Raw genomic sequence first — 13330 nt, 5'->3', positions numbered from 1 at the left:
GCGGTCGGGAAGTGTCCGCCTCGTCACATAGTTTCCCGGTCATGGACGACGCGATAGTCGTCGAGGGGCTGGTCAAGCGCTTCGGCGCCACCACGGCCCTCGACGGGGTGGACCTGACCGTGGTCGAGGGCTCGGTCCTCGGGCTGCTGGGCCCCAACGGCGCGGGCAAGACGACGGTGGTGCGGATCCTCACCACGCTGCTGCGCGCGGACGCGGGGCGGGCCGAGGTGGTGGGGCTCGACGTCGTGCGCGATGCCGACGCGGTGCGCGCCTCCATCGGGCTGACCGGTCAGTACGCCGCCGTCGACGAGTACCTCACCGGCCTGGAGAACCTGGAGATGGTCGGGCGGCTGTACCGGCTGGGGAAGCGTGAGGCGCGGGCTCGGGCGGGCGAGCTGCTCGAGCGCTTCGACCTCACCGGGGCCGCCGACCGGCCGGCCAAGACCTACTCCGGGGGCATGCGCCGCCGGCTGGACATCGCGGCCTCGCTGATCGCCCGGCCGCGGGTGCTCTTCCTCGACGAGCCGACCACCGGGCTGGACCCGCGCAGCCGGCTGGGCATGTGGGAGTTCATCGCCGACCTCGCCGACGGCGGGACGACGATCCTGCTGACCACCCAGTACCTGGAGGAGGCCGACCGGCTGGCCGACCGGATGGTGGTCATCGACCGCGGCCGGGTGATCGCCCGCGGCACCGCCGACGAGCTGAAGGCGCAGGTGGGTGGCCAGCGGCTGGAGTTCACCGTGACGACGGCCGCCGTCCTGCCCGACATCGTGGCGCGGCTGCGCGGGCTGGCCGTCGACGAGCCGCACGTCGACGAGCAGGCGCGCCGGCTCAGCCTGCCGGTGTCCGGCGGTGCGGAGGTGCTGGCCGAGGCCCTGCAGCGGCTCGACGGCCACACCGCGGAGATCTTCGACGTCGGTCTGCGCCGTCCCGACCTCGACGACGTCTTCCTCGCCCTCACCGGGCACGCGGCGGAGGAGACCGCCACCGACGACCAACAGGCGGAGCCGGCCGCGACCGGGGGGATGGCATGAGCAGTCTCGCGACGACGCTGTCGGACAGCGTGGTCATCACCAAGCGCAACCTGATCAAGGTCAAGCGGGTGCCGGACCTGATCGTCTTGGCGACGCTCTCACCGATCATGTTCGTGGTGCTGTTCCGCTACGTGTTCGGCGGCGCGATCGGCGGGTTGCCGCCGGGCATCAGCTACGCCGAGTTCCTGCTCCCGGGGATCTTCGCCCAGACGGTGGTCTTCGGGAGCACCATCACCGGCGCCAGCATCGCGGACGACCTGCAGAAGGGACTGATCGACCGGTTCCGCTCCCTGCCCATGTCCCGCTCGGCCGTGCTCGTCGGGCGGACGGTCGCCGATGCCGGGCTCAACGTCATCTCGATCGCCGTCATGGCCCTGACCGGCCTGGTCGTGGGCTGGCGGATCAACTCCTCGCTCGGGGAGGCGCTCGCCGGTTTCCTCGTGCTGCTGGTCTTCGCCTACGCGATCTCGTGGTTGATGGCGGTGGTCGGGCTGCTGGTCCGTACGCCGGAGGTGGTGAACAACGCCAGCTTCATCGTCATCTTCCCGCTGACGTTCATCGCCAACACCTTCGTGCCGCTGGAGACCTTCCCCTCCGTGCTCAGGGTCTTCGCCGAGTGGAACCCCGTCTCGACGGTCACCCTGGCGTCGCGGGAGCTGTTCGGCAACGTGCCTCCTGGCACCCCGGTGCCCGACGCCTGGTCGTTGCAGAACCCGGTCCTCTACACGCTGATCTGGACGGCGGTCATCCTGGCCGTCTTCGTGCCGCTCTCGGTGCGGCTCTACCAGCGCACCGCGACGAGGTGATCCCCCGGACGCGGGTGGCCCGGGACCGGATCGGTTGTGGGCCACCCGCGTCCGGCGCTCTGTCGTGACAATGGGCGGCGATGAGTGCCATGCCTGTTCCCGCCGTCCCGTCCGTCGACAACCCGCTGCTCGAACCCTCGGCCCTCCCCCTGCAGCTGCCGCCGTTCGCGCAGATCACCCTCGAGCACTGCCGCGAGGCGGTGCTGGCCGGGATGGCCGAGCAGCGTGCCGAGGTCGCTGCCATCGTCGGGTCGCCCGAGCCGCCGACCTTCGAGAACACCGTCGTCGCGCTGGAGCGGTCCGGGCGGCTGTACCGCCGGGCCGGTGCGGTGTTCCACAACCTCGCCTCGTCGGTCGCGACCGACCGGCTGCGTGAGATCGAGCGGGAGCTGGCGCCGCTGGAGTCCGCGCACGGCGACGCCCTGCGGCTGGACCCCGCCCTGTTCGCCCGCATCGACGCCGTCCACGCGCAGCGGCACGACTCGGACTTGGACGCCGAGGCGGTCCGGCTGGTGGAGCGCTACCACCTGGACTTCGTGCTCGCCGGCGCGCGGCTCGACGAGGCCGGCCGGGCCCGGCTGACCGAGCTGAACCGCGCGCTCTCGGAGCTGTCGACGACGTTCGGGCAGAACTTGCAGCTGGCCACCGAGGCCGCCGCGGTCGTGGTGCGCGACGCCGCCGAGCTCGACGGGCTGGGCCCGGAGGAGGTCGCCGCGGCAGCCCGCGCCGCCGCCGATCGAGGGGCGACCGGCTTCCTCATCCCGCTGCTGCTGCCCACCGGTCAGCCAGTGCTGACCAAGCTGCGCAACCGGGAGCTGCGCCGCCGGGTGTTCGAGGCCTCGGTGGGTCGGGCGTCGGGCGGCGAGCACGACAACGGGCCGGTCGCCGTCCGGATCGCCGGGGTGCGCGCCGAGCGCGCCCGGCTGCTCGGCTTCGCCACCCACGCCGACCTGGTGCTCGCCGACCAGACCGCGCGCAGCACCGCGGCGGTCGACGCGATGCTCGGCCGGATGGTGGGCCCGTCGCTGGCCAACGCGCAGGCGGAGGCGGCCGCGCTGGGCGAGGTCGCCACGCGGGACGGCGTGACCGACCTGGCGCCCTGGGACTGGGCCTTCTACAGCGAGCGGGTGCGCGCCGAGCGGTACTCGGTCGACACCGCGGCACTGCGACCGTGGTTCGAGCTGGACCGGGTGCTCGTCGACGGCGTCTTCGCCGCCGCCGAGCGGCTCTACGGCTACCGGTTCACGCCGCGGCCCGACCTCGCCGGCTACCACCCCGACGTCCGGGTCTGGGAGGTCACCGACGCGGACGGACGGAGGATCGGCCTCTACCTCGGCGACTTCTACGCCCGCGAGGGCAAGCGCGGTGGGGCCTGGATGAGCTCGTTCGTCACCCAGTCACGGCTGCTGGGCACCCAGCCGGTCGTCGTGAACAACCTCAACGTCACCCGTGGCGCCGACGGGCAGCCCACCCTGCTGACCCTCGACGAGGTCAACACGCTGTTCCACGAGTTCGGCCACACGCTGCACGGCTTGAGCTCCGCCGTCACCTACCCGCGCTTCTCCGGCACCAGCGTGCCGCGGGACTTCGTCGAGTTCCCGAGCCAGGTCAACGAGATGTGGGCGCTGTGGCCGGAGGTCCTGGCCGGCTACGCCCGGCACGTCGAGACCGGTGAGCCGCTGCCGGCCAGCGTCGTCGAGGCGATCGAGGCCGCCCAGCTGTGGGGTGAGGGCTTCGCGACGCTGGAGTACCTGGCGGCCACGCTGCTCGACCAGGCCTGGCACCGGATCACGCCGGAGACCGAGGTCGGCGACCCGCGGGAGTTCGAGCGGGCCGCGCTCGAGGCGGCGGGTGTCGCCTACGACCTGGTGCCGCCGCGCTACCGGACGACGTACTTCCAGCACGTCTTCGCCGGGGGCTACGCGGCCGGGTACTACTCCTACATCTGGTCGGAGGTGCTCGACGCCGACACGGTGGAGTGGTTCAAGGAGAACGGCGGGCTGCGCCGGGAGAACGGCGAGGTCTTCCGGTCGCGGCTGCTGTCCGTCGGCGGAGCGGTGGACCCGCTGGAGGCCTTCCGCGCCGTCCGCGGCCGGGACGCCGACCCCACCCCGCTGCTGCGCCGCCGCGGGTTGCTGCCGGCCTGAGAGCCGGGGAGCGACGCAGCGGCTCAGCGCTGAAGAGGGACGGCACCTGGCCGCAGAGCCGACCCATCCGGTCGTGACGAGTGGGGGCCCGGAGGGTCCCCGCGAGGAGCGACGCAGCGGCTCAGCGCGGCAGGGGGACGGCACCTGGCCGCGGTGCGGTCCGGTAGGACCGCAGTGTTACAGCCAGGGCAGGGACAGGACGACGTCGAGGTCGTCCTGTCCCTCGCCCTCCCGGACCAGCCGGTTGGGCTGGCGGTGGCCGCAGGCCGTGCAGCGGTGGACCACCTGCCAGCCCTTGCCCGACTTCTCCACCAGGCCGATCGGCTCCATCGGCGCCCGGCACGTACTCGCCCGGTCGCCGGGGAGGTCGTCGACGTGCAGCGACCACAGGCACACCGGGCAGTGGTTGCGGTAGTGCCCGTCGCTGTTGGCCGGCACCGCCGACCCGCAGTGCACGCAAGCGAACCCGGTGTTCTCCACCCGCCGGGAGCGGACGGGGCTCACGGCCGGGACCCGGTCAGGGGACGAAGGGCTCGATGGCGACGACGTCGACGGTGATGTCGCGGCCGTTGGGCGCCTGGTAGGTCACCGTCGTCCCGGGCTCCGCGCCGAGGATGGCCGAGCCGAGCGCCGACTCGGGGGAGTAGACCTGCAGTCCCGTCGTCCCGGCGATCTCACGCGAGCCGAGGAGGAACTTCTCGCTCTCGTCGTCACCCTGGAAGCGGATGGTGATCACGGTGCCGGTGGCGGCGTGCGTCGCCGTCGTGGGCGCGTTGCCGACGCGGGCCTTGCGCAGCAGGTCCTCCAGCTGGCGGATGCGGGCCTCCTGCTTGCCCTGCTCGTCCTTGGCGGCGTGGTAGCCGCCGTTCTCGCGCAGGTCGCCCTCCTCGCGGCGGGCGTTGATCTCGGCGGCCATGGCCGGACGGCCCGCCACCAGCTGGTCGAGCTCGGCCTTCAGCCGGTCGTGGGCCTCCTGGGTCAGCCAGACGCCCTGGTCCTGCTCGTCAGTGGGGGTGGACACGGCGGTGCTCCTGAAATGTCGGTGGCCGCCCCCCGTCCGGGGAACGGCCGCGTTCAGAACGGCCAACGTAACACCGTCGGCCGGGGTCGGTGTTCCACCCGCACCCCGGCCTCCGGGATGCGGAACGCCAGCGTACCGGGAGGTGACGAGCGCCACGATCGCCCGATCGAGGGCCCTGGCGGCGGCGGCACCCCGCGTCACCGGTGGATGATGGGCCGGTGACCGAAGCAGACCCGTTGCGCCTGCTCGCCGTGCACGCCCACCCCGACGACGAGTCGAGCAAGGGCGCCGCGACCATGGCCAAGTACGTCGCGGAGGGTGTCCGCGTCATGGTGGCGACCTGCACCGGGGGTGAGCGCGGTTCGGTGCTCAACCCGGCGCTGGACCGGCCCGACGTCTGGGAGCACCTGCCGGAGATCCGCCGCGAGGAGATGGCCCGGGCACGGGAGATCCTCGGCGTCGAGCAGGAGTTCCTCGGGTTCGTGGACTCCGGCCTGCCCGAGGGCGACCCGCTGCCGCCGCTGCCCGAGGGCTGTTTCGCGCTGGTGCCCACCGAGGAGGCGGCCGCGCCGCTGGTCGAGCTGATCCGCCGGTTCAAGCCGCACGTGATCACCACGTACGACGAGCGCGGCGGCTACCCGCACCCGGACCACATCAAGACCCACGAGGTCTCGGTGCACGCCTTCGACGCCGCCGGCGACCCCGACCGCTACCCCGGGCTCGGGGAGCCGTGGCAGCCGCTCAAGCTCTACTACCACATGGGCTTCACGCTGCCCCGGACGCGGGCGCTGCACGAGGCGATCCTCGCCTCGGGCCAGGAGTCGCCCTACGCCGAGTGGCTGGCGAACTGGGACCCCGAGCGGGACATGTCGCACCGGGTCACCACCAAGGTGCCGTGTGCGGAGCACTTCGCCGTCCGGGACGCCGCGCTGATCGCGCACGCCACCCAGATCGACCCGAACGGCCGCTGGTTCGCCTGCCCGCTGGAGGTCCAGCAGCGGGTCTGGCCGACCGAGGACTACGAGCTGGCCCGGTCGGTCGTCGACTCGCCGGTGCCCGAGGACGACCTCTTCGCCGGGGTCCGCAGTGAGGTGGTCGTCCGATGACCGACCTCGTGCTCCTGGCCGCCGACCAGCAGCTGCCCGAGGACGTCGGCAAGGCCGGCCCCATCGGTGCGCTGCTGACCGTGCTGCTCTTCATCGCCATCCTGCTGCTGGTGAAGTCGATGACCACCCACCTCAAGCGGGTGCCGCGCAGCTTCGACCACGGGGACGACGGCCCGCGGGTCGTCGTCCCCGACACCCCGGCCGAACTGGTGGACCCGCGTTCCGAGCCGGGGCAGGACCTGCTCGACACGCTGCGGCGGGCACCGCGGGCGATCGAGGGCCCGCGCCGGGACGACGGCCGGCCGGACGCCACGGAGGGCTGACCGGCCGGCCGCCGCCGGTCCGGGCTACCAGCGGTGCGCCACGTCGATCACCAGTCGTGGGGTGTCGTCGGAGTTCGGCGTGCCGGCGACGCTGAAGACGCGGAACGGCAGCCGGGCACGCACACCGAGGGCCAGGGTGCTCGAGCCCTCGAAGGAGCCGGCCCAGGCCACCTGCCGGAAGGTGGTGTACCCGCCGACGTCCACGACCTCACGCGGGTCGGCCGGCAGGAACGTCGGCCGCCCCTGATCGTCGTACGCCGGTGCCCGCACGACGATCTCGAGGTCCGCGGCGCCGCGGACGGGTACTGGCTCGCCCGAGCCGTCCTGCCGTACGACCGGCACGTACTGGACCGAGTACGAGCCGAACGTCGTGTCCTCCCCGCCCACGTCGACGACGAGCCGGTCGAAGCAGGCGTGCCTTCCCGCACGGATGTCGTACAGCCGCTCCCGGTCGCCGGCGTCCGCGGTCTTGGTCTGTGACCCCCAGGTGATCCCGCAGTAGGGACTCGCACTCGCCGGAGCGGGCGCGACCACCCCCAGCGTGGCGAGGACGGAGACGGCGAGGACGAAGAACCGGGATCGGTTCATGGCGGACCTCCTCGGGGATTCGGTGCCGACGGCAGGATCTGCCCTGTTCATCCGCCGACGCCATGGGCGTCGACATGTCGACTCGACGAACCCTCCGCCGGTCCTCCAGCAGGAGATGACGAACGGGACGGGCGCACCTTCGCGGGCGCGATGTCACCTCGTGCTATCTGCATCCCGGGTCACGCCGCCACTCCTGTCAGTCATGCCGGAGGGTCAGAGGGAGGCGGCACCCGGAGCTGGATCGCGGTGGGCCATGACCTCGGACCGGTGGCCGGTGGGTCCGCCCGCGACGTCGTGCGGGGTCGCAGCAGCCGGTCCTGGACCCCGGGACGGCCGCGTCTGCAGCGGGCGAGTCGCGGTGCCCAGATGCTGTCGACCTCCTCGCTCGACGCTGCGGTCGGCGCTGAGCGACGATGCCTCCAGCTCACCGGCGACTGCATCGGGTCGGGTGGCACCGGCCTGACGCTCCGCACCGGAGTCGTCCCGCCCAGCACCGTGTGCGCGGCACTCGGCCCGTTCGGCGTCGGCCCGCTCGAGCCGGGATGCGGGCCGGTGCCGCCGCCGGCGCCACTCGGCGGCCGCGCCCAGCAGTCGTCGCGCTCACCCTTGCCGCCGTCCGCCGGGCCACCCGACGGGCGCAACCGATCTGAGCCGCCCCACCGAGACGGCGCGCCTGCTACGCGGCTCGCCCGAAATACCCCCATGGGGTATATGGTTGGAGCGGGCGCAGAACCGGAGTGGAGGAGGTCTGGGTGATGTCGACTCGGCAGACGACGGCGGTGCTCGAGGTCGCCGGTGTGCACTGGGCCACGGAGAAGGCGGTCACCGAGAAGGTGCTCGGGCGGCGGCCAGGCGTGCTCGCCGTGGCGGCCAACCCGATCGCGCAGACCGCGGTGGTCACCTACGACCCGGCGCAGACGTCCGTGGCCGCGCTCGCGGCCTGGGTGCGCGAGTGCGGCTGGCACTGTGCCGGCCAGTCGGTCCCTGCCCACGTCTGCGACCCGGCGGCCGAACCTGCGGCTCACGCCGTGGCGGAGGACGGGCGTCTGCACCGCGGGAGCGGACACCCGCCCGACCACCCGGGACACGGCGGCGGCCAGGCGGGGCACGACGGCGGCCACGAGGCCGGGCACGGCGGGACGACCCCGCAGGAGGCGATGGGTCACGGCGGCCACCACGCCGGCATGTCGATGGACGAGATGGCCAGGGACATGCGCAACCGGTTCCTGGTCGCCGCGGTGCTGTCGATCCCGATCCTGCTGTGGTCACCGATCGGGCGGGAGGTGCTCGGCTTCACCGCGCCGGCGCCGTTCGGGCTCCGGGACGACGTCTTCTCGCTGATCCTGTCGCTGCCGGTGGTCTTCTGGTCGGCCTGGATCTTCTTCGACGGCGCCTGGCGGGCACTGCGCGCCCGGACGCTGGACATGATGGTCCTGGTCGCCGTCGCGGTCGGCGCCGGCTGGACCTACAGCCTGGTCATCACGCTGAGCGGCGGCGGCGAGGTCTTCTACGAGGCCGCCACGGTGCTGACCGCCTTCGTGCTGCTCGGGCACTGGTTCGAGATGCGCGCTCGCGGCGGGGCCAACGACGCCATCCGCACGCTGCTGGAGCTCGCGCCGCCACGTGCGGTGGTGCTGCGCGACGGGCAGCCGGTGGAGGTGCCCACGGCCGAGGTCGTCGCCGGCGACCTGCTGCTGGTCCGCCCGGGCGCGAAGATCCCCGTCGACGGCACGGTCGAGGACGGCGACTCCGAGGTCGACGAGTCGATGGTCACCGGGGAGAGCCTGCCGGTGCACAAGGCGGTCGGCGCCGAGGTGATCGGCGCCTCGGTGAACACCACCGGCACCCTGCGGGTGCGGGCGACGAAGGTCGGCTCGGACACCGCGCTGGCGCAGATCGTGCAGATGGTGCAGCTGGCGCAGAACTCCAAGGCCCCGGGGCAGCGGCTGGCCGACCGGGCCGCGTTCTGGCTGGTGCTCGTCGCGCTGATCGGCGGCGGCCTGACCCTGGCCGTGTGGCTGCTGGCCGGGGCGACGTTCGCGATGGCCATGCTGTTCGCGATCACCGTCGTCGTCATCACCTGCCCGGACGCGCTCGGCCTGGCGACCCCGACCGCGATCATGGTCGGCACCGGGCTGGGTGCACGGCGCGGCGTGCTGTTCAAGAATGCCACCGCGCTGGAGACCTCGGCCCGGATCGACACCGTGGTGATGGACAAGACCGGCACCCTGACGAAGGGCGAGCCGGAGGTCACCGACGTCGTCGTCGACGGGATGGAGCCGGACGACGTCCTGGCACTGGCCGCGGCCGTCGAGCGGGAGTCCGAGCACCCGCTGGCCGCCGCCGTCGCCGGGCACGCCGACGACGTCGGCGTGCCCGCGTTGACCGCCACCCGGTTCCGCAACGTCCCCGGTCACGGAGCGTCCGCCGAGGTCGCCGGACGCCGGGTGCTGGTCGGCAACGCCAAGCTGATGGCCGACGAGGGCGTCGACCTCGGGACGCTCGGCGCGCGCCGGGACGAGCTCGCCGGCAGCGGCCGCACCGCCGTCCTGGTCGCCATCGACGGCCGAGCCGCCGGCGTGATCGCCCTGGCCGACGCCCCGCGGGAGACCGCGGCCGCCGCGGTGGCCGCGCTGCACGAGGCCGGCGTCGAGGTGGTCATGCTCAGCGGGGACAACGCGGCCACCGCCCGGCGCATCGCCGGCCAGCTGGGCATCGACACCGTGATCGCCGAGGTCCTGCCCGGTGACAAGGCCGCGAGGATCACCGAGCTGCAGCGGGCGGGCAAGCGGGTGGCGATGGTCGGCGACGGGGTGAACGACGCCCCGGCGCTGGCGCAGGCCGACCTCGGCATCGCCATCGGGGCGGGCACCGACGTCGCCATCGAGACCGCCGACGTCGTGCTCATGCGCTCGGACCCGCTCGACGTGCCCATCGCGCTGACCATCGGCCGGGGCACGCTGCGCAAGATGCGGCAGAACCTGGCCTGGGCGATCGGGTACAACGCCATCGCGCTGCCGATCGCAGCCGGCGTGTTCGAGCCGGCGTTCGGCCTGGTGCTGCGCCCGGAGATCGCCGCCCTGTCGATGTCGGGGTCGTCGTTCCTGGTCGCGGTCAACGCGTTGCTGCTCAAGCGGCTGCGGCTGCCCGCCCCGGAGGCGCCCTCGGCGACCACCGCCGCGGCGCCCGAGCCGGAGCCGGTGTCCCGCTGAGCCCGGCACCGAGCCCTCCCCGGCGGCCCGCCGGGGAGGGCTCGTGGCCTCGAGGAGGGGGTGGCATGGCGGGGCGGGGCGGGGCGGCGGTGCTGCCGCTGTTCGCGGTCCTGTCCGTGCACGGGCCGAGGAGGAGGTCGCCCGCGGGCAGAACGCCGACGCGATCGCCCCTCGCCGAGGCCGTCAGGACTCGCGGAACGCCGAGATCACCGAGACGCAGCAACTGCTCACCCAGCTCGGCGGCTGACCGTCACCGCGGCAGGCGAGTCCGGCTGTCCGCCCCGCCGCGGTCCGGATGCTGTGGAGCCGTCCTCGAGCCGGTCCCCGGCATCCGTTCGCACGCGGACCAGTGGGGGAAGGGAAGGTGCATGCCGAACCGTCTCGCCGGCGCGACGAGCCCGTACCTGCTGCAACACGCGGACAACCCGGTCGACTGGTGGGAGTGGGGGGAGGAGGCCTTCGCCGAGGCCCGCCGCCGGGACGTGCCGATCCTGCTCAGCGTCGGCTACGCCGCCTGCCACTGGTGCCACGTCATGGCGCACGAGTCCTTCGAGGACGAGGCGACGGCGGCGCAGATGAACGCCGACTTCGTCTGCGTGAAGGTCGACCGCGAGGAGCGGCCGGACGTCGACAGCGTCTACATGGCCGCCACCCAGGCGCTGACCGGGCAGGGCGGCTGGCCGATGACGGTCTTCACCACACCCGACGGCCGGCCGTTCTACTGCGGCACCTACTTCCCGCCCCGGCCCGCGCACGGCATGCCGTCGTTCCGCCAGCTGCTCGCCGCGGTCACCGACGCGTGGCGGACGCGGCGCGAGGAGCTGGAGACGGCCGGCACGCGCATCGCCGAGGGGATCTCCGCCCGGCTGGACCTCGGGACGCCGGCCCCGCTGACGCCCGAGGTGCTCGACCGCGCCGTCGCCGCGCTGGCCGCCGACCTCGACGAGCGCTGGGGCGGCTTCGGCGGCGCCCCGAAGTTCCCGCCGTCCATGCTGCTGGAGTTCCTGCTCCGCCACGCCGCCCGCACCGGGGACGACCGGGCGCTGGCCATGGCGCGCCGCACGCTCGAGGCGATGGCCCGCGGCGGCATCCATGACCAGCTCGCCGGCGGCTTCGCCCGCTACTCCGTCGACGCGCGGTGGGTCGTGCCGCACTTCGAGAAGATGCTCTACGACAACGCGCTGCTGCTGCGGACATACCTGCACCTGTGGCGGGCGACCGGTGAGGAGTGGGCCCGCGGGGTCGCCGACGCCACCGCCGCCTTCCTCATCCGCGACCTCGGCACCCCGGAGGGCGGCTCCGCCTCCGCGCTGGACGCCGACACCGACGGCGTCGAGGGGCTGACCTACGTCTGGACCCCCGCGCAGCTGGTCGAGGTGCTCGGGGAGGACGACGGCCGGTGGGCGGCCGCGGTGTTCGAGGTGACCGACGCCGGGACCTTCGAGCACGGCACCTCGACACTGCAGCTGCTGCGCGACCCCGACGACCCCGCCCGGCTGGCCTCGGTGCGCGAGCGGCTGACCGCGGCGCGGGCGCAGCGCCCGCAGCCGGCGCGCGACGACAAGGTCGTGACCGCCTGGAACGGGCTGGCGATCGCCGCGCTGGCCGAGCACGGGGTCCTCACCGGGTCGCCGTCCTCGGTCGAGGCGGCGCGGCGGGCGGCGGTGCTGCTCGCCGACGTGCACTGGGTCGGCGGGCGGCTGCGCCGGGCCTCGCGGGACGGCGTCGCCGGTGCCCCGGCCGGGGTGCTCGAGGACTACGGCGACGCGGCCGAGGGACTGCTCGCGCTGCACCAGGCCACCGGCGAGGGGCGCTGGCTGGAGCTGGCCGGGGACCTGCTGGACGTCGTCGCCGAGCAATTCGTCGACGCCGACGGCTGGCACGACACCGCCGCCGATGCCGAGGCGCTCGTGCACCGGCCCTTCGACCCGGCCGACGGCCCGACGCCGTCCGGCATCGCCGCCGTCGCGGGTGCCGCCGTGTCGTACGCCGCGCTGGCCGGCGCGCCCCGGCACCGGGAGCTGGGGGAGGCGGCCGTGGGGCAGTTGGCGAAGCTGGCCGAGCGGGCCCCGCGGGCCGTCGGCTGGGCGCTCGCGGTCGGGGAGGCGCTGCTGGCCGGCCCGCTCGAGGTCGCGGTCAGCGGGCCGACCGGGCCCGAGCGGGACGCTCTCGCGGCCGCTGCCCGCGCCTCGACCAGCCCGGGCGCGGTGGTGGTGGTCGGCGAGCCGGACGCGCCCGGCGTCCCCCTGCTGGCCGGCCGCCCCCTGGTGGGCGGCCGGGCGGCCGCCTACGTGTGCCGCGGCTTCGTCTGCTCCGCGCCGGTCACCGACGTGTCCGCTCTCGGCGCAGCGATGGCCCCTTCCTGACCGCGCTGCAGCGGCTTACCGTGTAAGTGTGTAATCACCTCACTCGGGAGGCCGTCGTGCACGGACAGCACCACCGTTTCGCTGACAACCCCTTCGCCGGCATGCGCGGCGGGTTCCGCGGCCGCGGTCCCGGCGGTCGTGGCCGGGGTCCGGACGCTCCACCCCCGGTCGAGCGGGCCGAGGTCGCCGGCTGGTTCGCCGGGCGGCTGCCCGACGACTGGTTCACCGGGCCCGTCGAGCTCACCGTCGACCGCGACGAGATCACCGTCGTCGGCACCCTGGCCGAACCGGAGGCCGGCGGGGGCGACGCCACCGCGGCGCGGGCCGGGCGGATCGCCCGCTTCCGCGAGGAGACCCGCGAGCAGCGCATGGCCGTCGCCGACGCCGCGCAGGCCCGCTACGGCCGGTCGGTGGCGTGGGGCGCGGTCTGCGGCGACGTCCGCGAGGTGTTCACCAACCTCTCGGTGCCGGTGATGACCCGGCTGCGGCAGCCCGAGCGGCTGGTCCTCGACACGCTCGTGGACGCGGGGGTCGCCCGGTCCCGGTCCGAGGCGCTGGCCTGGGCGGTCCGGCTCGTCGCCCAGCACACCGACGAGTGGCTCGGTGAGCTGCGTGCGGCGATGGCCTCGGTCGAGGAGGTCCGGGCCCGCGGCCCGCAGGTCGACTGAGCCCCGCCTGGCCCCACCCCTCGCCCGCTCGGGGCGGGACCCTGCACGAGGGCCGC

At 74.0% G+C, this 13330-nt stretch carries 11 protein-coding genes; 8 read left to right on the top strand and 3 right to left on the bottom strand.

Annotation, left to right across the window (positions count from 1 at the left end):
* Positions 1-41: 41 nt before the first annotated feature.
* From ACWIX7_RS08565 to ACWIX7_RS08555, 3 genes are all read left to right on the top strand, one after another.
* A complete protein-coding gene (locus ACWIX7_RS08565) occupies positions 42-1037 on the top strand; it encodes an ATP-binding cassette domain-containing protein (RefSeq protein ID WP_448621120.1) in 996 nt (331 codons plus the stop codon).
* A complete protein-coding gene (locus ACWIX7_RS08560; protein ID WP_448621119.1) occupies positions 1034-1843 on the top strand; it encodes an ABC transporter permease in 810 nt (269 codons plus the stop codon). The genes ACWIX7_RS08565 and ACWIX7_RS08560 overlap by 4 nt, the downstream gene beginning before the upstream one ends.
* Before the next feature lie 80 nt (positions 1844-1923).
* Positions 1924-3990, top strand: coding sequence for a M3 family metallopeptidase (locus tag ACWIX7_RS08555; protein WP_448621118.1), 2067 nt, complete (start codon positions 1924-1926; stop codon positions 3988-3990).
* A gap of 177 nt (positions 3991-4167) precedes the next feature.
* Here the strand turns inward: ACWIX7_RS08555 and ACWIX7_RS08550 are convergent, their stop codons facing one another.
* Both ACWIX7_RS08550 and greA read right to left on the bottom strand, forming a co-directional pair.
* The gene (locus ACWIX7_RS08550) at positions 4168-4494 is read right to left on the bottom strand and encodes an RNHCP domain-containing protein (RefSeq protein ID WP_448621117.1); all 327 of its coding nucleotides are present in this window, start codon (positions 4492-4494) and stop codon (positions 4168-4170) included.
* A gap of 13 nt (positions 4495-4507) precedes the next feature.
* Positions 4508-5011 carry a transcription elongation factor GreA gene (gene greA, locus ACWIX7_RS08545; RefSeq protein ID WP_448621116.1) on the bottom strand — a complete coding sequence of 168 codons (504 nt, stop codon included), beginning with the start codon at positions 5009-5011 and terminating at the stop codon, positions 4508-4510.
* Between the two features lie 218 nt (positions 5012-5229).
* On the opposite strand from greA, the gene mca reads away from it, so the two are divergent.
* Complete coding sequence (mca, locus tag ACWIX7_RS08540; RefSeq protein WP_448621115.1) at positions 5230-6117, top strand: mycothiol conjugate amidase Mca; 888 nt, start codon at positions 5230-5232, stop codon at positions 6115-6117.
* The gene (locus ACWIX7_RS08535; protein WP_448621114.1) at positions 6114-6440 is read left to right on the top strand and encodes a hypothetical protein; all 327 of its coding nucleotides are present in this window, start codon (positions 6114-6116) and stop codon (positions 6438-6440) included. Before mca ends, ACWIX7_RS08535 begins: the two co-directional genes overlap by 4 nt.
* 24 nt (positions 6441-6464) lie before the next feature.
* On the opposite strand, the gene ACWIX7_RS08530 is transcribed toward ACWIX7_RS08535, so the two are convergent.
* Positions 6465-7028: an AMIN-like domain-containing (lipo)protein gene (locus tag ACWIX7_RS08530; protein WP_448621113.1), complete on the bottom strand. Its 564-nt coding sequence runs from the start codon at positions 7026-7028 to the stop codon at positions 6465-6467.
* A 755-nt stretch (positions 7029-7783) separates the two neighbouring features.
* Here ACWIX7_RS08530 and ACWIX7_RS08525 point away from each other — a divergent pair.
* The 3 genes from ACWIX7_RS08525 to ACWIX7_RS08515 all read left to right on the top strand — a co-directional run bounded on the left by ACWIX7_RS08525 (position 7784) and on the right by ACWIX7_RS08515 (position 13274).
* A complete protein-coding gene (locus ACWIX7_RS08525) occupies positions 7784-10240 on the top strand; it encodes a heavy metal translocating P-type ATPase (RefSeq protein ID WP_448621112.1) in 2457 nt (818 codons plus the stop codon).
* A 368-nt stretch (positions 10241-10608) separates the two neighbouring features.
* The gene (locus ACWIX7_RS08520; protein ID WP_448621111.1) at positions 10609-12606 is read left to right on the top strand and encodes a thioredoxin domain-containing protein; all 1998 of its coding nucleotides are present in this window, start codon (positions 10609-10611) and stop codon (positions 12604-12606) included.
* Between the two features lie 56 nt (positions 12607-12662).
* Positions 12663-13274 carry a hypothetical protein gene (locus ACWIX7_RS08515; RefSeq protein ID WP_448621110.1) on the top strand — a complete coding sequence of 204 codons (612 nt, stop codon included), beginning with the start codon at positions 12663-12665 and terminating at the stop codon, positions 13272-13274.
* The last annotated feature ends 56 nt before the right edge of the window (positions 13275-13330 follow it).

It is taken from the genome of Geodermatophilus sp. URMC 65 (assembly GCF_053502545.1).
This window is presented reverse-complemented; position numbering and strand designations above follow the sequence as displayed.

What these genes read in the sequence shown, in the direction of transcription:
- ACWIX7_RS08560 (WP_448621119.1), top strand. Translation starts at nt 1,034, where the DNA reads ATGAGCAGTCTCGCGACGACGCTGTCGGACAGCGTGGTCATCACCAAG.
- ACWIX7_RS08520 (WP_448621111.1), top strand. Translation starts at nt 10,609, where the DNA reads ATGCCGAACCGTCTCGCCGGCGCGACGAGCCCGTACCTGCTGCAACAC.
- ACWIX7_RS08565 (WP_448621120.1), top strand. Translation starts at nt 42, where the DNA reads ATGGACGACGCGATAGTCGTCGAGGGGCTGGTCAAGCGCTTCGGCGCC.
- ACWIX7_RS08530 (WP_448621113.1), bottom strand. Translation starts at nt 7,028, where the DNA reads ATGAACCGATCCCGGTTCTTCGTCCTCGCCGTCTCCGTCCTCGCCACG.
- ACWIX7_RS08535 (WP_448621114.1), top strand. Translation starts at nt 6,114, where the DNA reads ATGACCGACCTCGTGCTCCTGGCCGCCGACCAGCAGCTGCCCGAGGAC.
- ACWIX7_RS08555 (WP_448621118.1), top strand. Translation starts at nt 1,924, where the DNA reads ATGAGTGCCATGCCTGTTCCCGCCGTCCCGTCCGTCGACAACCCGCTG.
- ACWIX7_RS08525 (WP_448621112.1), top strand. Translation starts at nt 7,784, where the DNA reads ATGTCGACTCGGCAGACGACGGCGGTGCTCGAGGTCGCCGGTGTGCAC.